The organism is Flagellimonas aquimarina, from assembly GCF_003149745.1.
Taxonomy (GTDB): domain Bacteria; phylum Bacteroidota; class Bacteroidia; order Flavobacteriales; family Flavobacteriaceae; genus Flagellimonas; species Flagellimonas aquimarina.
This window is the reverse complement of sequence record NZ_QGEG01000001.1, coordinates 486,868-509,449: the sequence shown is the minus strand read 5'-3', so window position 1 is coordinate 509,449 and position 22,582 is coordinate 486,868. Positions and strand designations below refer to the sequence as shown.

Genomic DNA, 22,582 nt, shown 5'->3' with positions numbered 1-22,582 from the left:
AGTTTTTTTCTTAAATATAGGCGATAAATCCTAAAACGTTAAGGATTTATCATTTCTTAAAAAATTGATTTAAATGAAAACAATTAAAGGACCTGCGGTATTTCTTGCACAATTTGTGGATGGTCAACCTCCATTTAACTCTTTGGATGGACTGTGCAAATGGGCTTCAGGCTTGGGGTACAAAGGAATTCAAATACCAACATGGGAAACATTCCTTATAGATTTGGACAAAGCGGCTGAAAGTCAAGATTATTGTGATGAGCTAAAAGGAAAAATAAATTCTTATGGATTAGAGATAACAGAACTTTCCACCCACTTGCAAGGGCAGTTGGTAGCGGTAAATCCCGCGTATGATATTATGTTCGATAATTTTGCTCCAGACAAGGTAAAGAACAATCCCAAGGCACGCACTGAATGGGCCGTTGAAACAGTAAAAAAAGCGGCAACGGCAAGTCGAAGACTGGGAATAAAGGCTCATGCTACTTTTTCAGGAGCGCTACTTTGGCACACTGCGCACCCATGGCCGCAGAGACCACCTGGACTGGTAGAAATGGGTTTTGCGGAGTTGGCCAAAAGATGGACACCTATTTTAAATCATTTTGATGAAGAAGGGGTGGATGTTTGTTATGAGATTCATCCTGGAGAAGATTTACATGATGGCGACACTTTTGAGCGTTTTTTGGAAGCTACGGGCAATCATAAGAGGGTAAACATTTTATATGACCCCAGCCATTTTGTATTGCAACAATTGGATTATATAGCGTATATAGATCATTATCATGAGTTTATTAAATCATTTCACGTAAAAGATTCCGAATTCAACCCAACTGGAAAAAAAGGTGCCTTTGGAGGATATAATGATTGGGGAGATCGCGCAGGAAGATACCGTTCTCTGGGAGATGGGCAGATTGATTTTAAGACCATTTTTTCCAAATTAACCCAGTACGGTTGTGATGTTTGGGCAGTCATGGAATGGGAATGCTGTATAAAAAGTCCTGAGCAAGGTGCGAGAGAAGGTGCTAAATTTATTCAAGACCATATTATTGAGGCTACGACCAAAACGTTTGATGATTTTGCTGGAGCGGAAACCGATACCAATAAACTTAAAAAGATACTGGGATTATGAAAAAATTAGTTTTGTTAACTGTAATGATCTTTGCTTTTGCTTGTAAGGAGAAGCCAAAAGAAAGTCCTAAAGAGGTTGAGGAAACCGCGGAAACAAAAGTGGAAGAAAAATCTAATTGGACGGTTTTGTTTGACGGGTCTTCTTGGGATGGATGGCACATCTATTCTGGAAGGAACATAGAAGAAGCTTGGAGCTTGGAAGATGGGGCTATGCTTTTGAACAAAACATCTGAACAGCGAAAGGATGGAGAGCGTTTCAACATTGTAACGGACAAGGAATACACCAATTTTGAACTTTCAGTGGAATGGATGGTAAATAGTGGAGCCAATAGCGGCATCATGTGGGGAGTGGTGGAAGACGAAAAATACCCAGAGCCATATACCACAGGACCTGAGATTCAAGTATTGGACAACATAGGTCATCCAGATGCAAAGAATGGAACTAACCACCAAGCAGGAGCACTTTACGATATGGTATCACCGTCTCAGAATGTGGTAAAACCTCTAGGGGAATGGAATCATTATCTAATTACCATCAACCATAAAGTCAATCAAGGCAGTGTGGTTTTAAATGGAGTCAAAATCGTAGAATTTCCTGTAAATGGAGAAGCTTGGGATGCAATGGTGGCCAATTCTAAATTCGCTACTTGGGAGGCCTTTGGGAAGTTTAAAACCGGAAAAATTGCATTTCAAGATCATGGAGAACCAATAGTGATTGGTTACAGAAATATTAAAATTAAAGAGCTATAACATATGTCCAAGTATTCCAATATCCTTTTCGTATTTTTTGCATTCGCTGTCACGTTTACCTTCGGTCAAGAAAAAGAACCAACCATACCTGAAGCCACGGAATTTTATGAGCCGGTTCCACCAAGGGTCATTCCGGGAAAAAATAATGCCGCTCCAAGTGATGCCATTGTGCTTTTTGATGGTAAAAACTTTGACCAATGGGTTAGTAGCGTAGATAGCACAACGGTAAAATGGCATTTAAATGCGGATGGGAGCATGTCTGTAAATGACAAGACCGGAAACATCCAGACAAAAAAGAATTTTGGGAGCATGCAACTCCATATAGAATGGAAATCCCCTGCCGAAATTCAAAGAGAAGGACAGAATAGGGCAAACAGTGGTGTTTTTATACAACAACGCTATGAGATTCAAGTGTTGGACAACAATGACAACCCAACCTATACCAATGGGCAAGTGGGCTCTGTTTATAAACAAGGCGTTCCATTGGCAATGGCCTCGGTCCCTACTGGAGAATGGAACACTTATGATATCATTTTTCATGCACCGGAGTTTAGTAGAGGAGGAAATATAGTAGAACCGGCAACGGTAACATTACTGCATAATGGTGTACTGGTTCAAGACCATTTTATAATAGAGGGAACAATCAAGTATATTGGTTGGCCTAAATACGAAGCGCATGGAAAAGCTCCGATAATGTTGCAGGACCATGGGGATAACAGCAGGGTCAGCTATAGAAACATTTGGGTAAGGGAGTTGGATTAAACCAATTGACCACTTCAAGACAGTTTTTTACAACAAAGTGCTAAATACCTATTTTGGTTACCTTTGCCAAAATTTATCATTCTGTATGATTCAATCCATGACTGGTTTTGGAAAGCACGTAGTGCAACTTCCTTCCAAAAAAATTACCATAGAGCTTAAATCGCTTAATAGCAAAAACCTTGATATAAACGCTAGAATTCCACAATCCTATAGGGAAAAGGAGCTGGAACTTCGCAAAATGATTGCAGATGAACTGATCCGTGGAAAGGTGGATTTTGGGCTTTATTTAGAGATTACTGGAGAGGAAACCACTGCTGAGGTAAACCAAGGTGTTGTTAAAAAATACATGCAGCAGCTAGCCAATATTGCCAAGGGAGATGATGTAAAGTTACTTGAAATGGCATTACGCATGCCAGATACCATGAAGACCGAGAAGGGAGATATTGATCCATTGGAATATGAAGCCATCAAAGGTGCAATGAAACAGGCTCTTTCAGAAATTATCATTTTCCGCAATGAAGAAGGACAGGTATTGGAAAAAGATTTTAATGCTCGCTTGAAGAACCTAAATGCCCTACTTGATGAAGTAAAGACAATGGATCCTGAACGGTTGGATACAGTGCGCGAACGCCTGGAAAAAGCAGTTGCAGATTTAAAAGTCGAATTGGACGCCAATCGTTTTGAACAGGAATTGATTTACTACTTGGAAAAGTATGACATCACAGAGGAAAAGGTTCGCTTGGCCAATCATTTGGATTACTTTGAGACCACATTAGAATCTAAAGATTCCAATGGTAAGAAACTTGGTTTTATAGCTCAAGAAATAGGTAGGGAAATTAATACTATTGGATCCAAGGCCAATTATGCACCCATGCAACAATTGGTTGTGCAGATGAAGGATGAACTTGAAAAGATCAAAGAGCAAATGCTTAATGTTTTATGAAAGAAGGAGGAAAACTTATTATTTTTTCTGCCCCTTCTGGCAGCGGAAAAACTACAATTGTTAGGCACCTGCTTAAACAACCTGAACTCAATTTGGCTTTCTCCGTTTCGGCTACTTCCCGCGCCAAAAGAGGTGAGGAAAAGGATGGGGTCAATTATTACTTTATGTCTATTTCTGAGTTTAAGGGACATATTAAAAGTGATGATTTTCTAGAATGGGAAGAAGTATATAGAGACAATTTCTATGGCACATTAAAGAGTGAAGTAGAACGTCTTTGGGCGGAAGGCAAGAATGTTATTTTTGATATTGATGTAGTAGGTGGACTTCGAATTAAAAAGAAGTTCCCAGAAGAGACCTTGGCCGTTTTTGTAAAGCCCCCCAGTGTTGATGAACTTAAGATAAGGCTTAAAAAACGCAGTACGGAAAGTGATGATAAAATTAATATGCGAGTTGCCAAAGCATCCGTAGAGCTTGCCACAGCACCTCAATTTGATAAGGTCATCAAAAACTACGACTTGGATATTGCGCTGCAAGAATCGCATAAATTGGTGGCAGAATTTGTTGGGGCAAAAATGCCAGATTCAAAAGAAAGTTGAATAGATGAAGAAAGTAGGGCTGTACTTTGGAACATTTAACCCTATCCACATTGGTCATTTGGTGATTGCCAATCATATGGTCGAATTTTCAGATTTGGATGAAGTCTGGTTTATCATTACACCCCAAAGTCCCTTTAAAACCAAACTATCCCTCTTAGACAATAACCATAGGTATCAGATGGTTTTTGAAGCGGTACAGGATTACCCAAAACTGAAGCCAAGTAAAATAGAATTTGATTTGCCACAGCCCAATTATACCATTAATACCCTATTGTATTTGGAGGAACAATACGGTGCAGAATATGGGTTCTCACTTATTATGGGCGAGGATAACTTGAAAAGCTTTCATAAATGGAAGAATTACGAAGCCATTTTAGAGCATTATTCTATATACGTATATCCTAGAATCTCTGATGGCAAGGCTGAAAATAGATTTGAGGGCCATTCAAAAATTATGAAGGTAGACGCCCCCATTATGGAAATTTCATCTACGTTTATACGCAATGAACATAAGAAAGGAAAGAATATAAAACCGCTTCTTCCCGCCCCTGTCTGGAAATACATGGATGAAATGAACTTTTATAGGTAATTGCTACTTCGTTTCCGGTTGAAGTAAAATATCAGTGGCCAAATATTTATTGTCCTTGTTATAATACCAAGCTCTGGTTTTAGGCATTTTGACCCCGTTTATTTCTTCCAACCCTTCTAGTAGAATATATTCACCATCATTTTTACTTTGATCATGATAAAACTGATATACTTCCATGGCGTAAGTATTGGGGTCAAAATAAAAGTACCACACATCTTTACCTACCCCTTCTTCGTAATTTACTTTTAAAACAAGGTACTCTTTTCCTTTAAAAGTCTTGGTTTGTACTGCGCTGTCTAGAATGGTGCCCGGATCCTTTAGTTTCATTGGCAATCCATACAAATAGGTATAGTAGTTTTTCATCATTTTGCCCCGTTCACAAGTTAACCTAAAGGTTTTTCTGTCTTCATCAGATATTTCTGAGGAGCCATTTAAGCTTGTGGTACATTCTTCTTTGTCAAAAACATAACTATAAGTAACATTATCTTTTTGTACTTCTAATGAGAATTGCTGTTTTGGCAAATCCATTTTAATGATGCTTACACGTTCGCTGGAATTTGGACGATTCATAAGCACTTTAAATGCTCCATTGAAATTTTCCCATTGATTGTTTGGATTATGGAACGCTATGGATTTGTTCAATAATTCATCTGCAGTAATGGTTTGTGCATAGCACGCAGTGCTCACAAAAAGAATCAGAAATAAAAGAAGGTAACGCATAAAATAAATAGTGATAGGTTAATCTAGTCTTGTTTTTCTATTCGTGCTGGTTCTACGGTACTGTCATGCTCTATATAGTATAGCTCTAAGAGCTCAAAAATAACTTCGACCAAATCTTTGCTTTCTGTCAAAATCGAGAAGTACAGGGTAGTGTTTTTTGGACTTGATTCTTCTGTTCTTGTTCTTGCAACTTGGCGTTGAATTTTATCCGACATAAGCTCAAATAAGGCATTTTTATCTTCCAATGCACTTCCCACGTCCTCAAATGTTCTGTTCTCAAAAATTTGCTGTGTATCGGTGAATAATTTTTCAAGCCTAAGATCTAACTCTTTAAGTTCTTTAATCTGATTGTACTTTAACTTTTTATGATTATTGTGTACGTGTGTGTGGCTTACTTTGCCTATGTATTCAAGTGATTGTGCAATGTCAGTAAGATGACCTAAAATATTGATGTAAAAGTTACTTGCTCCTACATTTGCTTCGTCAAGGTTTTTGATAAAAAAGAAAAGATTATTTCTAAGATCCTCTATTTCTGAGGAAAGTTTGGCACCTTGTTTCTTATTCTTTTTTAAAAGTTCTAAATCTTGTTTTGCCAACCCGTTTATGGAGTTGGTATATATTTTATTGGTTCTTTTTATAACATTTGCAATATTATTGGCACTTTCTTCAATGACTCCTTGTATTGAACTGCTTTCAGCTCTATTAAGGCTATCCTCCGCCTTCTGTTCCTTAATTTTTTTATTGTAAGCACTATAATTTCTTACTAGTAGTAATATGGCTGTAAACAATAAGATGGCAATTGCTGCTCCTTGACCAAAATTTATTAGCGTTAAAACCGTGCCAGATGCAATAAAAGCGATTATTGCTGTGCCGAACCAACCGCCAATTACGTTGAGGACGCCTGCAACTCTATACACTGCACTTTCTGCTCCCCATGCCCTATCGGCCAATGAGGTACCCATGGCAACCATAAAAGTTACATACGTTGTGGACAACGGCAGTTTGTATGACGTGGCTATAGAAATCAAAATTCCCGCAACCATTAGGTTGACGGCTGCCCTAACCATATCAAATGCTGGAAGTTTATGTGTCCTGTCCTGTGATAGCGCAATTATTGGTTTTTCAAATTGCCTATCTAGTTTTGCCTTCAAGTTCTTTGGTAACAAGCCCATCAAATACTGTGAGGTTCTGGAGGAAATTCTGACTAAACCTCTTGAAATAAAGTTGGGTTGAAACCGTTCTTTTGCTTCCCCTTCTCTAGAGAGGTTAATTTCAGTATCTGCCACGTAACGAGCTTTTTTTGAAAGCCACAATGTAGTTACCATGATAATACCTGAAACAAAAAGAAGTAAGGTAGGGGTAGGAACCTTCTTTGAAAGAACGTCCATGCTAAACTCTGTAGCTGGAATCCCTGAAACGACCCATGCCTCATAACTTTGCCAAGCAGCTATGGGAACACCAATAAAGTTAACTAAATCGTTACCCGCAAAGGCAAGGGCAAGGGCAAAAGTGCCAACACCAATAATTACTTTATAGATATTGGTCTTCGTAAAATAAATCAATACGTAAGAAAGAAATGACCACAACACAAAATTTACAATTATAATTGGGACAACCTCAGCTTCTAGAAAATCTTTGATTTTCATTCCTCCAATAATATCAAAGGTTTCGCTAGCATACGGAGTTCCTTTGATTCCTTTCATAAGGATGAAGTAGGCTATTGATGATAACGCTATTCCACCAAATAGAGCACCGGTCCATTTAGACTTTTTCTCAAAATCATAAGACAGTAACAGCCTTGATATCCACTGGACAATCGCACCTATTGAAAAAGCAACAACAACGGACAATAAAATACCAGAAATAATCTGTACTGCTTTTGAAGTGTTAATATAGTTTACTACGTCAGAAAAGTCTCCATTGGCAGCACCAATCTTCAACAAAGACATAGCAACTGCGGCACCCAGCAACTCAAAAACGATTGATACCGTAGTAGAAGTTGGCATTCCATGACTATTAAAAAAATCAAGTAACAGGATATCCGTAATCATCACTGCCATAAATATGAACATGATTTCTTGAAAATAGAACTCACCTGGATTAAAGATGCCTTTACGGGCAACCTCCATCAGACCGCTTGAAAAAATAGCCCCGCAAGCAATACCAATACTGGCAATAATCATTATAGATTTGAATGAAATCGCTTTGGAGCCAATAGCCGAATTCAAAAAATTAACTGCGTCATTGCTGACTCCCACTACTAAATCGGCAATTGCCAAAACAGCTAGGGCGATAATCATTAGAAGGTAAATATTGTCCATAATAGTATTAAAAAATAATTTTCAAATGTCTATACTTTACTGATTTTCAATGTTATTTAAAAGTTATGTTTTCCTTTAAAAATGAACATCCATCTGTAATCTATACATCAATTCATCTGTGCCGCCATCAACCGAAAGATAACTTAAATCCGTTTGCACTTTAAGTTTATGGCCTAAAAGATATTTTGATAGTCCAAGTGTATATTGTGTTTCTGTATCTCTGCCTATAATGTTGTCAAAATTAATATTGGTATATCTGCCAGATATTTCCCAATTGCTCTTGAACAAATAACCGGCTTGAAGGTTTAACCCGTCACCTACAACAACTAGGTCTCCTGTTTCTGAGCCATCAGAGTTTTTGGCGATTGGATCTTTCGCGTCTCTATGGGCGTATTCTCCCATTAGTGAAAAACCATTGTATTTGTACATGGCATCCACAAAGGTGGTGTTGATGGTAGTTTCATAAAAACCTACATCATTGGCCATATAAGAGCCCAAATTACTCCTTGTCTTTACAGCATCTTGATTAGAATCGTAGGTAACCGCCAACATTAATTTTGAAGTTGCTTCACGTTTAAGATCTGCACCACTATAGTCTCCTTTGCTCTTAAATTTACCAAAGGGCAGTAATTCAATTCTTGCTGTGTATTGGTGTCCGCCAAGGTTTCCAGTAGTTACATTCCTTCCTTCTCCTTGCGAAAGAGCAAATTTTTCACGAACCAAAAACTTATCGGTTAGATTAAAATGGTGCCTTAATTGAATACCCATATCGCGATCAATATTGAATCTACTGTTTACCAAAGAACGATCCACCTGCTGTAAGTTTCCAGAGGAAATAACACGTTCAATATTGCCGGGAAGTTTTGTCTGCCCTACCCAAAGTTCAAAATTGCGATGAAAATTCCACATCACTACCGCGTCCAATATATACCGAGGAGCATTACTTGTAAATTGATTTGCTCCAGAAATATCTCGGTTTGACAATCCCAATTCAAATTTATACCTAAGCTTTGGTGAATAGGCAAATCCATCAAATTTTAACCTTGCTCTTCGAACCAAAAAATTTTGCTCTGGATTTACAAAGCCATTATCCGTTCCATTATCCCATGTAGCAATGCCCAAAAATTGCATGCGCATTGCAAATTTCATAGTCCATGTACTATCTTTTCCGACAATATTTAGGAGACCTTTTCCAAACTTAGGAGCTTCAACTTGAGAATAGGAAGAAAGGCAAAAGAAAGTGACCACACCAATGGCCAAGAATTTTAATTTCATTTTAATATTAGTTTTTGTCGAGTGCAAATAACTAATATCAATGTTAATTTAACGTTTGTTTTATGTTATGTTTGATAATGGCCACCCTGGCCAAGGTGGCCATATTTTAGATTTCAAAAGAATAGTCGACAAAAACTAATATATCCTGAAATCCGTTTTGCCTTAAGACAAGAACAAAAATCCGACAGAAAAACTAATTTATTGTAACCTAAAGATTAACTTAAGTTTAAACTTAGGTGCCCCATAAAGGTTTTTGTTTAAGGCAATATCTGCTAATATGACAAGAAGCATACATAAACTGTATATTGCACTTTAATATACATTTGGTTATGAATTGGGAACAATTACTTTCCTTAAAAAGACATGGGGATACGCATAAAAGGCTGCGCAAAGAGCAAGAAGAAACCCGTCTGGGTTTTGAGGTCGACTATGACCGTATTATTTTTTCTTCAACCTTTAGGAGTCTACAGGACAAGACCCAAGTTATTCCGCTACCCATAAGTGTAGGTTCTAAAAAGGACTTTGTGCACACACGACTTACGCATAGTCTGGAGGTCTCAGTGGTTGGTAGGACATTGGGTCGCATTGCTGGGCAGAAGATTCTGTCAAAATATCCTTATTTAAATGAGGTCCATGGCTATCATTTTAGTGATTTTGGTGCTATAGTGGCAGCAGCAGCTTTGGCGCATGATATAGGAAACCCTCCTTTTGGACATAGCGGAGAAAAAGCAATTGGCAACTATTTTGAGAGAGGAAACGGTAAAAAGTACAAGACTTTTCTATCTAAAGAGGAATATCAAGATTTAATCGACTTTGAAGGGAATGCCAATGGGTTTAAGTTACTAACAGAATCAAGGGAAGGTGTGCCAGGAGGGCTGCGTTTGAGCTATGCTACTTTAGGTGCATTCATGAAATATCCTAAAGCTTCACTTCCAAAGAAACCCTCCAAACATATTGCAGATAAGAAATTTGGATTTTTTCAATCTGAAAAGGATTTTTTTATGGAAGTTGTGGATGAGATAGGGCTTATTCCCAATCCAAAAAATGCGGGGGTTGGATTTTATAGACATCCATTGGCATACTTGGTGGAGGCAGCTGATGACATCTGTTATACAATTATTGATTTTGAAGATGGCATCAATTTAGGACTCATTCCTGAAGAATACGCATTGGAGTACCTCATTAACTTGGTGAAAGAAAATATCAACACCAAAAAATATAATTCCATGAAACAGTCCAGTGACCGCCTGAGCTATTTAAGGGCATTGGCCATAAATACTTTGATCATGGATGCTGTAGAAGTTTTTGAAGAAAACGAAACAGAAATTTTGGCAGGGACTTTTGATTCTCCTTTACTGGATAAAGGCAAGTACAAAGCTCAAATAGATGACATTATTAAACTAAGTGTTGAGAAGGTATATCAATCCACCGAGGTTGTTGATAAAGAATTGGCTGGATATAGAATCATTTCAGACATACTTGATGTTTATACAACTGCTTTGGTGAACAAAAAAGAAGGAATTCATACCAATTATGATAAACTGCTAATACAAAGTTTACCAGAAAACTATAAGAGTTCAGAAACTTCTGTCTACAAGATTTTATTGGATACGTGCTGTTTTGTAGCTAGCCTATCAGACAGTGCTGCGGTGCATATTCATAGTAAATTAATGGGAAAACAGTTTTAGAAGGCATATGTAAGCCCAACACCTAGGGATTGCTTAAACTGTATTCTGGCAATTCCAGGATCAACAATGGTTCCGTCATTCGCAACTACTTCATCAAACTTGATATCATTGTCGTAAATAAGATGTGTTCCAATATTTGCGTTGATATGGTCATTAACCTTTAAATTGAAGGTTACCTCCCAGTCCACATCAATATTCCCAAAGCTCTTAAGATAATCCGTGTACAAACTTAGACGATGGTTCATAATTACATTTTTCAACACTTCTTTCTCCCAGGTATTGGTGACAAGAAAACCAATCTCCATAAATACATGTTCTCCTTCCTCAACACCAAATGCCCCTTGATTAGATAAGTTTTCATCTAAAACAAATGTTGCCTTTTGGGTAATGGGAGATATGTATAAGTTGAATTTTTTCCCCTCTGGTATGTAAGAGGTACCAGCTCCTAAGAAAAGATAGCCTGGGGCCATGAATCTTGAAATTGGGGTTGTTCTGTTAGGGTATTTAAAACCATTTGAAAATTGTGTATTGAAAGTTGATTTGACCGAATAATACCAATTGGTGATTGTATCTTTTCTAAAACCAACGGTAGATGACAGCCTTATTTGATCATCGGTCTTTCTTAATTGTCTGCCTTCTTGGGCGTTTAGGCCGTACCGCAATCGTACTTCATTATCCCAATTCAGGTACCTGAACTTATAGTTTCTGACAAAACGCATATTAGCCAATGCGGATACTGAGTTATCACCACCTGCATTCCAATTTACAAAAGCAACTTCGTTGATGTTGAGTCCAAATTCATTTACCTTATCCCAGAAAGATTGTGGCTTAAAGCGTTTGTACCATCTGCTTAACGGTTTTACCCTATTTAGCACGGTTCTGGGGTCCGTGAGTTTAGCACTCCTTGGCACATATTTAAGCTTTACATCCTTTATCCGAACCACTTTAAAACCAGCCTCTGTGCTATCTGGTTCAAATACTTTTAGAAGGTTTACTTGTGAATGGACGGAAAAAAAAGCAAGAAAAAGAATAGAAAAACAAATTACTCGCATTGGTTTAAGGTTGATTTAATGTAAGTTTTTAATGCATCAAAATCTATACCAGCTATTTGCTGTGTTTCTTGTATTGTTCCATGATCAACAAACCTATCAGGTACACCAAAAATCTTAACAGGTTTTGAAATTTTCTCCTCATTTGCCAACCTCAAAATTGCGGACCCAAAGCCTCCTATCTTGCAACCATCTTCTACCGTGATGAGGTTTTCATATTTTCTAAAAATGGTTTTAAGCAATTTTTTGTCCAAAGGTTTTACAAAACGCATATCGTAATGCCCAATAGATTCAGGTTGCCCTAATTCTTCCAATATCAAGGAAACATCATTTCCTATATGCCCTAAACTTAGAATGGCCGTTTTAGAGCCTTCCTTTAAACAGCGAGCTGTGCCTATTTCAATAGTATTAAATTCGTTTTTCCAATCTAAATTCACTCCTCTCCCGCGCGGATATCGTATTGCAATGGGGAAATCCAGACCATTTTGACAAGTAAACATTATGTTTCTAAGCTCCATTTCGTTCATTGGAGCAAATACAACGAGATTGGGAATACATTGCAAATATGCCAGGTCAAACACTCCATGATGTGTTGGACCATCTTGGCCTACAAGTCCCGCCCTGTCTAAACAAAAAATTACGGGTAGGTTCTGCAAAGCCACATCATGTATGACTTGATCGTAAGCGCGTTGTAAAAAAGTGGAATAAATATTACAGAACGGTATAAGTCCTTGAGTGGCCATTCCTGCGGCAAGGGTAACGGCATGTTGTTCGGCTATGCCTACATCAAAAGCTCTATCCGGAATTTCTTCCATCATATACTTTAACGAACTGCCAGTGGGCATAGCTGGTGTAATGCCAATGATTTTTTTATTGGTTTTGGCCAGCTCAACTAAGGTATGCCCAAAAACATCTTGATATTTTGGAGGTTGTAGCGCATCTGACTTTTTAAGTTGTTCTCCTGTGTTTTTATCAAACTTTCCTGGAGCATGGTAAACAACTTGATTTTCCTCTGCTTTTTTTAGCCCTTTTCCTTTGGTGGTTATAATATGGAGTAGTTTGGGTCCATTGATTGCCTTTAACCTCTCAAGCTCCTCAACTAGGCCTATTACATTATGCCCATCTATAGGTCCTGTGTAGTTTAGGTTAAGGCATTCAAAAATATTTTCATCTTTGGCGGTACCGGCCTTTACATTGGTGAGATATTTTTTTAGAGCCCCTACACTTGGATCAATTCCAATGGCATTGTCGTTTAGCACAATGAGTGCATTTGCATCTGATACTCCTAGGTGATTTAACCCCTCAAAGGCCATTCCACTGGCGATGGAAGCATCTCCTACCACTGCAATGTGTTGCTTTAAATGTTCTCCATTTAACTTGGAGGCTATGGCCATACCAAGGATAGCAGAAATAGCTGTGGAACTATGTCCTGTGCCAAAATCATCATATTCGCTTTCACTTCTTTTAGGAAAACCACTAATGCCATTCAGTTGCCTGTTGGTGTCAAAAATATCTTTCCTACCGGTCAAAATCTTATGTCCATAGGCCTGATGACCCACATCCCATATTAATTTGTCTACAGGAGTATCAAAAACATAATGTATGGCAATTGTGAGTTCCACCACTCCCAAACTAGCTCCTAAATGTCCTTCTTTAGTGGCAACAATGTCTATTATAAACTCCCTTAATTCTTGGGCAAGTTGAGGTAACTCATCCAAGGATAACTTTTTAAGGTCTTTAGGAGTGTTGATATGTGTTAAAAGTTTTTCCAAGGAAACAAAAAACAAAAGTACCTATAATCAGTAAAATGATTTTATGCTTAGTTTAGTCTTTTTATAAATCATTTTTAAAAATTGTGAAAAACCCTTTTGACGATAATTACTTTATGAAAAAAGCCTTGCAGGAGGCTGAGATTGCTTTTGAAAATGGGGAGGTTCCCGTAGGTGCGGTTGTGGCCGTGAACAATAGGATTATTGGCAGGGCACATAACTTAACAGAGCGGTTAAAAGATGTAACAGCACATGCAGAGATGCAGGCCATTACGGCAGCATCGAATTTTTTAGGAGGTAAATATTTACATGGATGCACCTTATATGTTACTCTAGAGCCGTGCCAAATGTGCGCGGGAGCGTTATATTGGAGTCAAGTTTCAAGAATTGTTTATGGAGCTCCAGATTTAGAAAGAGGGTTTAGTGTAATTGGAGGGCAACTGCATCCTAAAACAGAGCTAGTTGGAGGTGTTTTGGAAAACGAAGCTGCGGAACTGTTAAAGCGGTTTTTTATACAAAGAAGAAATTTAAACTAAATAAAAAACCCTGATGGTTTCATCAGGGTCAAATCTAATCAAAATAAAATATTGTTGTTAGATTACTTGCACTTGTGCAGCAACCACTCCTTTTCTTCCTTCTTCTTCTTGGTATTCTACTTTGTCGCCTTCGTTCAATTCCACTCCGTTCAATGCCGTAACATGAACAAAAATGTCTTTTCCTGTTTCGTCGTTGGTAATAAACCCAAAACCTTTGGATCCATTAAAAAATTTTACTGTGCCAGTCATTAAAATAAATAATTGTTAAAATACTAAAGTAGGGTATTTTAAATACACCTAGATGAAATAAGCTCTAAATCTTAATAAAATTATTGATTTTCAGGGTTTTCTCCCTCCTTAGCTTGCATTTTTTTAATATTCTCCTTGGTCAACATATAATCTTTCATGTTTTTCCCCTTACTTTCTTTAAACAAAAAAAGCGGCATAGCTACCAAGAAAATACCTACAGTTCCACTTCCAATATATTTATTGGCAGTAGAAGGTTGATCTTTTTTAATTCTAAAACCATATATGATCGAGGTAAAAGAAAGCAAGACAATTAGAGTAATTATATATTTTAATTTAGACTTCATCGGGTATAGTTAATTAATTTTCTACGGTATGCGGTTAGCAATTTTGATTTTGAAATGAAACCAACGTATTTTCCCTCTTTAATGACCGGTAAGTTCCAAGCACCGCTATCCTGAAATTTTCGCATTACAATTTTCATACTATCGGTATCGTAGAAAATGTGCTCCGGTGGGGCGTGCATTAAATTTTTAACATAAACGGAATTGTAAAGTTCGTTATCGAACATGAATTCACGAATATCGTCCAAGACGATGATACCCATTAATTTTTCTTCCTCATTTAAAACGGGAAAAATGTTTCTTTTGGATTTTGAGACCGATTCGTGCAACATTTCACCAAGGGACATTTCTGGGCGAACAGATTTGAAGTTTTTTTCTATAACATCATCCATTTCCATTAGACCCAGCACCATTTGATCTTTGTTGTGGGTGAGTACAGCACCAATTTTTGCCAATTCTTTAGTATAAATAGTATAGTCCAGCGCATTTTTGGTGATTAAATAGGATATAGAGGCTGTGATCATTAATGGAACGAACAATTCATAGCCACCCGTGATTTCGGCAATCAAGAAAATTGCGGTCAGTGGAGCATGAATTACACCGGCAATTAATCCTGCCATTCCGATGAGTGTGAAATTACTTTCCGAAACAGCAAAACCAAGTCCCAGATTATTGATGACCTTGGCCAATACGTTGCCTAGAGCGCTGCCCATGACCATGGTTGGGATGAATATCCCTCCTGCACCCCCTGCCGCAAATGTAGCGGTCATGGCAATGGCCTTAAATATGGTAATGCCAAACAATAGGGCTATAACTACCCAAATGTTGTTTGTAAAATCATCAAAAGGGGTTTTACCCAAAGCTTTTAAGTGTTCTCCTTCCAATAAATTGTTGATAAACCCAAAACCTTCACCATATAATGGGGGAATTGCATATAGCATGACCCCAATGGCAATACCACCAAACAAAAGTTTATATTTTGGGCTTTTGAAGCGCTTGAACAAATCAAAAATTCCAAAGTACATTTTGGTAAAATATATAGAGGCAAATGCAGTGCCCACTCCTAACAAAATATAGAAAAGAGTGTCTTTGAGTTGAAAACCTTCGGACAGTGAAAAACTAAAAAGCACCTCATTACCCAAAAAGAAATAGGAGGTAAGTACACCTGAAATTGATGCCAAAAGTAACGGAAGCATAGAGAGCATGGTCAAATCCAAAGTGAATACTTCCACAGCAAAAATAATGGCTGCAATGGGAGATTGAAATATGGACGAAATAGCCCCGGCAGATGCACAAGCAACCAATAAGGAACGTGTTTTGGCATCTATATGAAATAACCTGCTAAGGTTGGAACTTAGTGCGGATCCAGATTTAACCGCAGGCCCCAGCAACCCAACAGATCCACCAAAGCCAACTGTTAATGGTGCGGCAATTAAAGGAGTATAGATATCTTTTACATTTAACAATCCGCCTTTTTTTGATAGAGAGAATATAATAGAAGAAACTGCATGTTGAATTGGTTTTTTATGTACAAATTTTACATAGAGAAACACTAGGGCCAAACCAATAATTGGTAGAATAAAGTACAGCTGGTTTTCAGAAAAAACTATTCCTTTTTCTAGTAGGGACTGTATAAAATAGGTAGTGTTTTTTAGAGTAACTGCTACCAATCCTGCCAAAAAGCCAACTACTAAGCTCATGATATGAACAAAGGTCCTATTGGAGATATTCTTATATCGCCATTTAAGGAAACGTGTCAGTAAACTTTTCTTTTTGTTGGGCATGGGGTTGATGATACACTTAAAAGTATTAAAAAATCCCGCTTAAGAGCGGGATTCTATAATATCTTATATATCTAGCCTTAAATGAAGCTCTTTTAATTGTTCATCATCAATTGGTGCAGGAGCATCAATCATTACATCTCTACCGCTGTTGTTTTTTGGGAAAGCAATAAAATCCCGGATGGTTTCCTGTCCACCTAAAATAGAAACTAATCTATCTAAACCGAAAGCAATTCCACCATGGGGAGGTGCACCGTACTGAAAAGCATCCATTAAGAACCCGAATTGTGCTTTTGCCTCTTCTGGAGTAAAACCTAAATGTTTGAACATGGTAGCCTGAATGTCCTTATCGTGAATTCGGATAGAACCCCCGCCAATTTCATTTCCGTTCAACACCAAATCATAAGCATTCGCCTTTACTTCTCCCGGACTGGTTTCCAACAGCTCCATTTGTCCTGGTTTAGGAGAGGTAAATGGATGGTGCATGGCATGGTAGGTTCCCGTTTCTTCATCTAGTTCCAATAAGGGAAAGTCAACTACCCACAAGGGCGCAAAATCATCCGGTTTTCTAAGATCTAAGCGTTCCGCTAATTCCATACGAAGTGCACTTAACTGTGCCCTTGTTTCATTGGTGTTTCCTGAAAGCACACAGATAAGATCCCCTGCCTTTGCTTTGGTAACTTCTGCCCATTTGGCCAAATCTTCTTGACCATAAAACTTGTCAACTGAAGATTTATATGTGCCATCTTCATTACATTTTACATAGACCATGCCTTTGGCACCTACTTGTGGCCGTCTGACCCAATCAATAAGCCTGTCAATTTCTTTTCGTGTATAGGAAGCTCCACCAGGAACAGAAATGCCAACTACCAACTCTGCCGAGTTGAAAACATTAAAATCTTTATGTTGGGCAACAGCATTAAGTTCACCGAACTCCATTCCAAAACGAATGTCAGGTTTGTCATTACCATACAAACGCATCGCATCATCATAGGTGATTCTTGGAAAATCTTGTGAATCTATGCCGTGAATTTCTTTTAGTAGATGTTTGGTCAATCCTTCAAAAGCATTTAAAATGTCTTCTTGTTCAACAAAAGCCATTTCACAATCTATCTGCGTAAATTCAGGTTGTCTATCAGCTCTTAGGTCTTCGTCCCTAAAACACTTAACAATCTGAAAATACTTGTCCATTCCACCTACCATAAGCAATTGCTTAAATGTTTGTGGAGATTGGGGGAGGGCATAGAACTGCCCTTCATTCATCCTACTTGGAACCACAAAATCCCGAGCACCTTCTGGTGTGGACTTTATTAAATAAGGAGTTTCAACTTCAATAAATTCTTGATCCGAAAGGTATTTGCGAACCTCCATGGTCACCTTATGCCTAAACATAAGATTGTTTTTAACAGGATTCCTTCGAATATCCAGATAGCGATATTTCATACGAATGTCTTCACCGCCATCAGTATCATCCTCAATGGTAAAAGGAGGTAAAATAGATTCGTTCAATATTTGAAGTTCAGTTACGAGCACCTCTATATCTCCTGTTGGGATGTTAGGGTTTTTGGAAGTTCTTTCAATAACTTTACCTTTTACTTGTATTACAGTTTCTCGGCCCAGTTCTTTTGCTTGTTCCAAAAGTGCCATTGCGGTACGATCTTGGTCCAGTACCAATTGTGTAATGCCATAACGGTCACGAAGGTCGATCCAGATTACAAAACCTTTATCCCTTACTTTGTGAACCCAGCCGCTTAGGACAACTTCTTTATTTATATGTGATGCTCTTAAGTCACCACAGGTGTTGCTTCTATACATGATTTCTATCTGAGCGGCAAATTTAATAGGAATGTAAATATATACCGCTAGATATATGGATTTTCTGATGGATAATAAATTTGCCAATCACAAAAGAAAAACAAAATAGCAGGGATTAGCTTGTCTATTTTGCCAATGGCCTGCACCTTGTTTTCGCGGTTTTACCAATAAACGGAAAACATTTACAATATAGATGATAATTTAACTTTCTATTTATCAAATACTTACAGGTTTAATGTAAATTTAATGTTACTTAAATATGTATTTAATGTAAAATAATGGTACATTTATATCGTTAAGATTATAGATTAATTCTACAAAACCCATATCATATGAAGAAAATAATATTTTTGATGGCAGTCGTATTTTCAGTTGGTATGTATTCACAAAGTACGGAGCCTACTCTTGAGAAAGTAGGCGAAATGGTTAAGGCTACATATTTTCACGAAAACGGTCAGATAGCTCAAGTTGGACATTACTTGGATGGTAAATTGCATGGACAGTGGTTTATGTATAACTCAGAAGGCAATAAAATTGCCTCTGGAAAATATATTAATGGTACTAAATCTGGTAAATGGTTCTTTTGGGAAGGTGAGATTTTAAAGGAAGTTGATTATGCGGATAATCGTATTGTTGATGTAAAAAATTGGAATCAATCACAAGTGGCGACTACCAACAAGTGATTCAAAAAAAACGGAAAACAAAAAAGCCCTGGCAAATTTGCCAGGGCTTTTTTAGTTTAAAACTGTTTTTTAAGGTTAAGCCGCAATATCCAGCTCTTCCTTTTTGCTTTCTTCTTTCCTGATTTTATTTTTTCTAACCCTTACTTTAATTCTGTATACAAGGCTAAAAAGAATGGGAACAACAATCAATGTTAAAAAGGTAGCAATCAACAATCCGTAAATAACGGTCCATGCTAAAGGTCCCCAGAAAATTACGTTATCACCTCCAAAATAAATATTTGGATTGAACTCGCTGAAAAGCGTAAAGAAATTAATGTTGAAACCTGTTGCCAAAGGAATCAATCCTAAAATAGTAGTGATTGCCGTAAGCAATACAGGACGCAGCCTTGCTTTGCCGCCTTTAACAACGGCCTCCATAAAATCCTTAGAGTTTAACAGTTCTCCGTCTTCCAACTCAAGCTCCACACTTTTCCTATCAATAAGCAACTGGGTATAATCCAAGAGCACCACACCATTGTTTACAACAATACCTGCAAGTGAAATAATACCCATCATGGTCATCATGATAACAAATGCACTTCCTGTAGCAACAATACCACCAAAAACACCTATTAAACTCAGGAAAATAGCCAGCATGATAATTCCTGGTTTGGAAACCGAGTTAAATTGGAAAATCAGAATAAAGAAAATCAACCCCAGTCCGGTGAAAAATGCTCCCATCAAAAAGGCCATTTGTTTGTTTTGCTCCTCTATCTGACCAGTGTAATCAATATGTATTCCATCCGGAAGGTCTTTGAAGCTTTCCATTTCACCTTGAACCTTACTCACAATTGCACCCGCATCCGTAAATCCGGGAGCAAGTGCTGAGTAAACGGTAACCACTCGTTTAACATCACGATGCTTAATAGCACTAAAACCAGAACTGTTCACTTGTTTTGCAACAGCGGAAACAGGGACTTCCTTTATTTGTCCTGAAGACTGATCTCTAAAAGTGATTTTTTGGTTAAAAATGGCACTTGTATTGTATCTGTTTTCCTCATTAAAGCGAACATAAATATCATAATCTTCACCATCTTCTTTGTAGATGCCCGCCTTAGCTCCGAAAATTGAATTTCTAAGCTGTTGTCCAACTTGACCAGTAGCTACTCCAAGCTCTCCCGCTTTCTTTCTGTCCACGGCAACCAACATGGCCGGTTTAGATTTATTCACATCAATTTTAAGCTCATCAATCCCCGGGATGTTTTTTGCGTTGATATAATTACGCATTCTTTCTGCGGTAGCGATTAACTTGGAATAATCATCTCCTTCCAATTCAATATTAATGGGATAGCCTGCAGGTGGGCCCACGGCATCTTTCTCTACCGAAATTGCAACACCGGGATATACATCTTTTAGTGCTTCTTGCACCTTTTTTAATAGGTCGTTACTATCAGCACCTTCACGGAATTTGTATTCACGCATGGTTGCAGTAATTTTTCCACGATGAGGCATTTCCGCTGCAGAGCCACCATCTGTCTGCGGATTTCCAGCTCCTTCGCCTACTTGAGAAACCGCACTCTCTGTTAAGAAGTTATAGTCTCCATGCATGTAGGCATCTTCATTAATGATATCATAGACCCTTTGTTCAACATCGTTTGTGATTTCGTTGGTTTTCTTAATGTCTGTTCCTTCAGGGTATTCTATATATACAATAATCTGATTTGGAGTATTGTCTGGAAAGAATTCCACTTTGGTACGTTGACTGCCAACAGAAGCTCCAAAGCCCATAAAAGCAACAAGGAGCAGTACAAAAGTACCTATGGCAATAAAAATGGGCTTTCTTCCGGTTAACGCATTTCTAAGCGTTTTTTCATAAAACCTTTCCCATCTAGGTAAGATTTTGTTCTGAAAACCATTGGCCCAATTCCTTAGGAACAATCTATAGATCCAAAGCAAAATTGAGGTCACTATCATCAAGGTGCCCAGCGCACGATAACTACCACCAAAAATCAGAATCAACAACCCAATTCCTGCCATAATAGCCGTTATTTTAATAATCTGCTTTAAGGGCATGTCTTTGTCCTCAGTGGTCATAAATTGAGACACCAATACGGAGTTAAAAAAGATTGCGACAAACAATGATGAACCAAGAACAACCGACAGGGTTACAGGGAAATAGATCATAAACTGACCCATTACTCCAGGCCAAAGCCCTAGGGGCACAAAGGCTGCAACCGTAGTCAATGTAGAAATTATAATAGGGAACGCAATTTCTCCAATCCCTTTTTTGGCAGCTTGAATACGAGACATGCCCTCTTCATCCATTAAACGGTAAACGTTCTCTACTACAACAATACCATTATCAACCAGCATACCTAGACCCATGATCAATCCAAAAAGAATCATGGTGTTCATTGTGTATCCCAAAAGGCTCAATATCATCAGCGACATGAACATGGACATAGGAATTGCAAAGCCCACAAAAAGGGCATTTTTAAATCCTAAGAAGAACATTAAAACGGTAACAACCAGAATAATACCAAAAATGATATTGTTCACTAAATCATCAACCTGCCCTATGGTTTTTGATGATTGATCATTGGCAATACTCACTTCTAAGTCCTGTGGAAATACATTCTTAACTGCGTCTTCGACAATAACTTGAATTTGTTCTGCTGCGGCAACCATGTTTTTACCAGCTCGTTTTTTAACGTCCAACATTACAACAGGATGTCCAAACTCTCTTGCAAAGGTGGTCTTGTCTTCCTCTTTAAAGGTTACAACAGCAATGTCTTTTAGATAAATTGGGTTATTGTTTTCAGATTTTACCACAAAGCTTTCAAGCTCGCTCGGCTCATCAATTTCGCCTACAATTCTTATTGTTCTTCGTTGTCCACTAGTAATTAGGTTACCAGCAGAAATTGTAGTGTTTCCCCTGTCTATGGTATTGATAACATCGTCAAAACTAACTTGAGCGGCCATCATTTTGTAAATGTCCACGGCAACTTCAACTTCCTTTTCTTGTGCGCCGCGTATATCTACTTGTTTTATTTCCTGTAGACTCTCAATCTCATCCTCTAAATATTCCCCATATTCTTTGAGTTTATCAACTGGGTAGTCTCCAGAGATATTAATGTTTAAAATTGGAATCTCTTCGGACATGCTCAAGTCAAACACATTGGGTTCAACTTTAGCATCATTAAAAGTAGGCCAGTCTTCTCCAGCGGTTTTTGAATCTACCTCGTCCTTCACCTTTTGTTTAGCAGCTTCTACAGATAAATTTTCGTCAAACTCAACAATGATTATAGAATAGTCTTCTTGAGATGTTGAGGTAATCTCGACCACATTGCTAACGGTTTTGAGCTCGTCCTCAAGTGGGTCTGTAATAAGTTTTTCTATATCTTCAGCTGTGTTCCCTGGGTACACGGAACTAATATAGATCTTGGTCTCCTTTATCTCCGGAAAATTTTCTCGGGGCATGCTAAAATAAGCCGATGCTCCTAGAAAAAGTATAACGGCTATCAAAACATACATTGTTGTTTTGTTGTTAATTGCCCAAGATGCCAGTCCAAATTCTTTATCCACTTTTTTCTTTTGCTTACTCATAGTCT

19 protein-coding genes are annotated in these 22,582 nt (G+C 37.9%); 9 read left to right on the top strand and 10 right to left on the bottom strand.

Translation table 11 applies throughout. The features are described from left to right. Window positions 1–73: 73 nt before the first annotated feature. From DKG77_RS02270 to nadD, 6 genes are all read left to right on the top strand, one after another. Window positions 74–1,126, top strand: coding sequence for a sugar phosphate isomerase/epimerase family protein (locus DKG77_RS02270; protein WP_109659782.1), 1,053 nt, complete (start codon window positions 74–76; stop codon window positions 1,124–1,126). Next, complete coding sequence (locus DKG77_RS02265; RefSeq protein WP_109659780.1) at window positions 1,123–1,875, top strand: 3-keto-disaccharide hydrolase; 753 nt, start codon at window positions 1,123–1,125, stop codon at window positions 1,873–1,875. Before DKG77_RS02270 ends, DKG77_RS02265 begins: the two co-directional genes overlap by 4 nt. Window positions 1,876–1,878: 3 nt before the next feature. Beyond that, window positions 1,879–2,637, top strand: coding sequence for a 3-keto-disaccharide hydrolase (locus tag DKG77_RS02260; RefSeq protein WP_109659778.1), 759 nt, complete (start codon window positions 1,879–1,881; stop codon window positions 2,635–2,637). Window positions 2,638–2,722: 85 nt separating this feature from the next. Then, on the top strand, window positions 2,723–3,580 hold the full coding sequence (locus tag DKG77_RS02255) for a YicC/YloC family endoribonuclease (RefSeq protein ID WP_109659777.1): 858 nt from the start codon (window positions 2,723–2,725) through the stop codon (window positions 3,578–3,580). Continuing rightward, window positions 3,577–4,176 carry a guanylate kinase gene (gene gmk, locus DKG77_RS02250; RefSeq protein WP_109659775.1) on the top strand — a complete coding sequence of 200 codons (600 nt, stop codon included), beginning with the start codon at window positions 3,577–3,579 and terminating at the stop codon, window positions 4,174–4,176. The genes DKG77_RS02255 and gmk overlap by 4 nt, the downstream gene beginning before the upstream one ends. 4 nt (window positions 4,177–4,180) lie before the next feature. Then, window positions 4,181–4,765: a nicotinate (nicotinamide) nucleotide adenylyltransferase gene (gene nadD, locus DKG77_RS02245; RefSeq protein ID WP_109659773.1), complete on the top strand. Its 585-nt coding sequence runs from the start codon at window positions 4,181–4,183 to the stop codon at window positions 4,763–4,765. A 3-nt stretch (window positions 4,766–4,768) separates the two neighbouring features. Here the strand turns inward: nadD and DKG77_RS02240 are convergent, their stop codons facing one another. The 3 genes from DKG77_RS02240 to DKG77_RS02230 all read right to left on the bottom strand — a co-directional run bounded on the left by DKG77_RS02240 (window position 4,769) and on the right by DKG77_RS02230 (window position 9,081). Further along, window positions 4,769–5,485, bottom strand: coding sequence for a DUF6503 family protein (locus tag DKG77_RS02240; RefSeq protein ID WP_109659771.1), 717 nt, complete (start codon window positions 5,483–5,485; stop codon window positions 4,769–4,771). A 23-nt stretch (window positions 5,486–5,508) separates the two neighbouring features. After that, the gene (locus DKG77_RS02235; RefSeq protein WP_109659769.1) at window positions 5,509–7,806 is read right to left on the bottom strand and encodes an inorganic phosphate transporter; all 2,298 of its coding nucleotides are present in this window, start codon (window positions 7,804–7,806) and stop codon (window positions 5,509–5,511) included. A 75-nt stretch (window positions 7,807–7,881) separates the two neighbouring features. Further along, window positions 7,882–9,081 (bottom strand): porin, encoded by a 1,200-nt coding sequence (locus DKG77_RS02230; protein ID WP_109659767.1) that lies wholly within the window; start codon window positions 9,079–9,081, stop codon window positions 7,882–7,884. A 329-nt stretch (window positions 9,082–9,410) separates the two neighbouring features. On the opposite strand from DKG77_RS02230, the gene dgt reads away from it, so the two are divergent. Continuing rightward, on the top strand, window positions 9,411–10,769 hold the full coding sequence (gene dgt / locus DKG77_RS02225; RefSeq protein ID WP_109659765.1) for a dGTP triphosphohydrolase: 1,359 nt from the start codon (window positions 9,411–9,413) through the stop codon (window positions 10,767–10,769). Here the strand turns inward: dgt and DKG77_RS02220 are convergent. Both DKG77_RS02220 and DKG77_RS02215 read right to left on the bottom strand, forming a co-directional pair. Further along, the gene (locus DKG77_RS02220; RefSeq protein WP_109659763.1) at window positions 10,766–11,821 is read right to left on the bottom strand and encodes a DUF3078 domain-containing protein; all 1,056 of its coding nucleotides are present in this window, start codon (window positions 11,819–11,821) and stop codon (window positions 10,766–10,768) included. The two genes, dgt and DKG77_RS02220, sit on opposite strands and share 4 nt — an antisense overlap. Further along, window positions 11,812–13,590, bottom strand: coding sequence for a 1-deoxy-D-xylulose-5-phosphate synthase (locus DKG77_RS02215; RefSeq protein ID WP_109661390.1), 1,779 nt, complete (start codon window positions 13,588–13,590; stop codon window positions 11,812–11,814). The genes DKG77_RS02220 and DKG77_RS02215 overlap by 10 nt, the downstream gene beginning before the upstream one ends. Window positions 13,591–13,673: 83 nt before the next feature. On the opposite strand from DKG77_RS02215, the gene DKG77_RS02210 reads away from it, so the two are divergent. Continuing rightward, window positions 13,674–14,123, top strand: coding sequence for a nucleoside deaminase (locus DKG77_RS02210; RefSeq protein WP_109659762.1), 450 nt, complete (start codon window positions 13,674–13,676; stop codon window positions 14,121–14,123). A 57-nt stretch (window positions 14,124–14,180) separates the two neighbouring features. On the opposite strand, the gene DKG77_RS02205 is transcribed toward DKG77_RS02210, so the two are convergent. The 4 genes from DKG77_RS02205 to aspS form a co-directional block, all read right to left on the bottom strand. After that, on the bottom strand, window positions 14,181–14,372 hold the full coding sequence (locus DKG77_RS02205) for a cold-shock protein (RefSeq protein WP_109659760.1): 192 nt from the start codon (window positions 14,370–14,372) through the stop codon (window positions 14,181–14,183). An 80-nt stretch (window positions 14,373–14,452) separates the two neighbouring features. Next, a complete protein-coding gene (locus DKG77_RS02200) occupies window positions 14,453–14,716 on the bottom strand; it encodes a hypothetical protein (RefSeq protein WP_109659758.1) in 264 nt (87 codons plus the stop codon). Then, window positions 14,713–16,497, bottom strand: a complete 1,785-nt coding sequence (locus DKG77_RS02195) for a chloride channel protein (protein WP_109659756.1) — start codon at window positions 16,495–16,497, stop codon at window positions 14,713–14,715. The genes DKG77_RS02200 and DKG77_RS02195 overlap by 4 nt, the downstream gene beginning before the upstream one ends. A 63-nt stretch (window positions 16,498–16,560) precedes the next feature. Then, the gene (gene aspS, locus DKG77_RS02190) at window positions 16,561–18,309 is read right to left on the bottom strand and encodes an aspartate--tRNA ligase (protein ID WP_109659754.1); all 1,749 of its coding nucleotides are present in this window, start codon (window positions 18,307–18,309) and stop codon (window positions 16,561–16,563) included. Between the two features lie 332 nt (window positions 18,310–18,641). Between aspS and DKG77_RS02185 the strand changes: the two genes are divergently transcribed. Continuing rightward, window positions 18,642–18,992, top strand: a complete 351-nt coding sequence (locus DKG77_RS02185) for a toxin-antitoxin system YwqK family antitoxin (protein ID WP_109659752.1) — start codon at window positions 18,642–18,644, stop codon at window positions 18,990–18,992. 75 nt (window positions 18,993–19,067) lie between these two features. On the opposite strand, the gene DKG77_RS02180 is transcribed toward DKG77_RS02185, so the two are convergent. Beyond that, window positions 19,068–22,577, bottom strand: coding sequence for an efflux RND transporter permease subunit (locus DKG77_RS02180; RefSeq protein WP_109659750.1), 3,510 nt, complete (start codon window positions 22,575–22,577; stop codon window positions 19,068–19,070). Window positions 22,578–22,582: the final 5 nt, after the last annotated feature.

Coding starts and splice junctions, on each gene's coding strand:
- DKG77_RS02270 (WP_109659782.1), top strand. CDS start 74: ATGAAAACAATTAAAGGACCTGCGGTATTTCTTGCACAATTTGTGGAT.
- DKG77_RS02265 (WP_109659780.1), top strand. CDS start 1,123: ATGAAAAAATTAGTTTTGTTAACTGTAATGATCTTTGCTTTTGCTTGT.
- DKG77_RS02260 (WP_109659778.1), top strand. CDS start 1,879: ATGTCCAAGTATTCCAATATCCTTTTCGTATTTTTTGCATTCGCTGTC.
- DKG77_RS02255 (WP_109659777.1), top strand. CDS start 2,723: ATGATTCAATCCATGACTGGTTTTGGAAAGCACGTAGTGCAACTTCCT.
- gmk (WP_109659775.1), top strand. CDS start 3,577: ATGAAAGAAGGAGGAAAACTTATTATTTTTTCTGCCCCTTCTGGCAGC.
- nadD (WP_109659773.1), top strand. CDS start 4,181: ATGAAGAAAGTAGGGCTGTACTTTGGAACATTTAACCCTATCCACATT.
- DKG77_RS02240 (WP_109659771.1), bottom strand. CDS start 5,485: ATGCGTTACCTTCTTTTATTTCTGATTCTTTTTGTGAGCACTGCGTGC.
- DKG77_RS02235 (WP_109659769.1), bottom strand. CDS start 7,806: ATGGACAATATTTACCTTCTAATGATTATCGCCCTAGCTGTTTTGGCA.
- DKG77_RS02230 (WP_109659767.1), bottom strand. CDS start 9,081: ATGAAATTAAAATTCTTGGCCATTGGTGTGGTCACTTTCTTTTGCCTT.
- dgt (WP_109659765.1), top strand. CDS start 9,411: ATGAATTGGGAACAATTACTTTCCTTAAAAAGACATGGGGATACGCAT.
- DKG77_RS02220 (WP_109659763.1), bottom strand. CDS start 11,821: ATGCGAGTAATTTGTTTTTCTATTCTTTTTCTTGCTTTTTTTTCCGTC.
- DKG77_RS02205 (WP_109659760.1), bottom strand. CDS start 14,372: ATGACTGGCACAGTAAAATTTTTTAATGGATCCAAAGGTTTTGGGTTT.
- DKG77_RS02200 (WP_109659758.1), bottom strand. CDS start 14,716: ATGAAGTCTAAATTAAAATATATAATTACTCTAATTGTCTTGCTTTCT.
- DKG77_RS02195 (WP_109659756.1), bottom strand. CDS start 16,497: ATGCCCAACAAAAAGAAAAGTTTACTGACACGTTTCCTTAAATGGCGA.
- aspS (WP_109659754.1), bottom strand. CDS start 18,309: ATGTATAGAAGCAACACCTGTGGTGACTTAAGAGCATCACATATAAAT.
- DKG77_RS02185 (WP_109659752.1), top strand. CDS start 18,642: ATGAAGAAAATAATATTTTTGATGGCAGTCGTATTTTCAGTTGGTATG.
- DKG77_RS02180 (WP_109659750.1), bottom strand. CDS start 22,577: ATGAGTAAGCAAAAGAAAAAAGTGGATAAAGAATTTGGACTGGCATCT.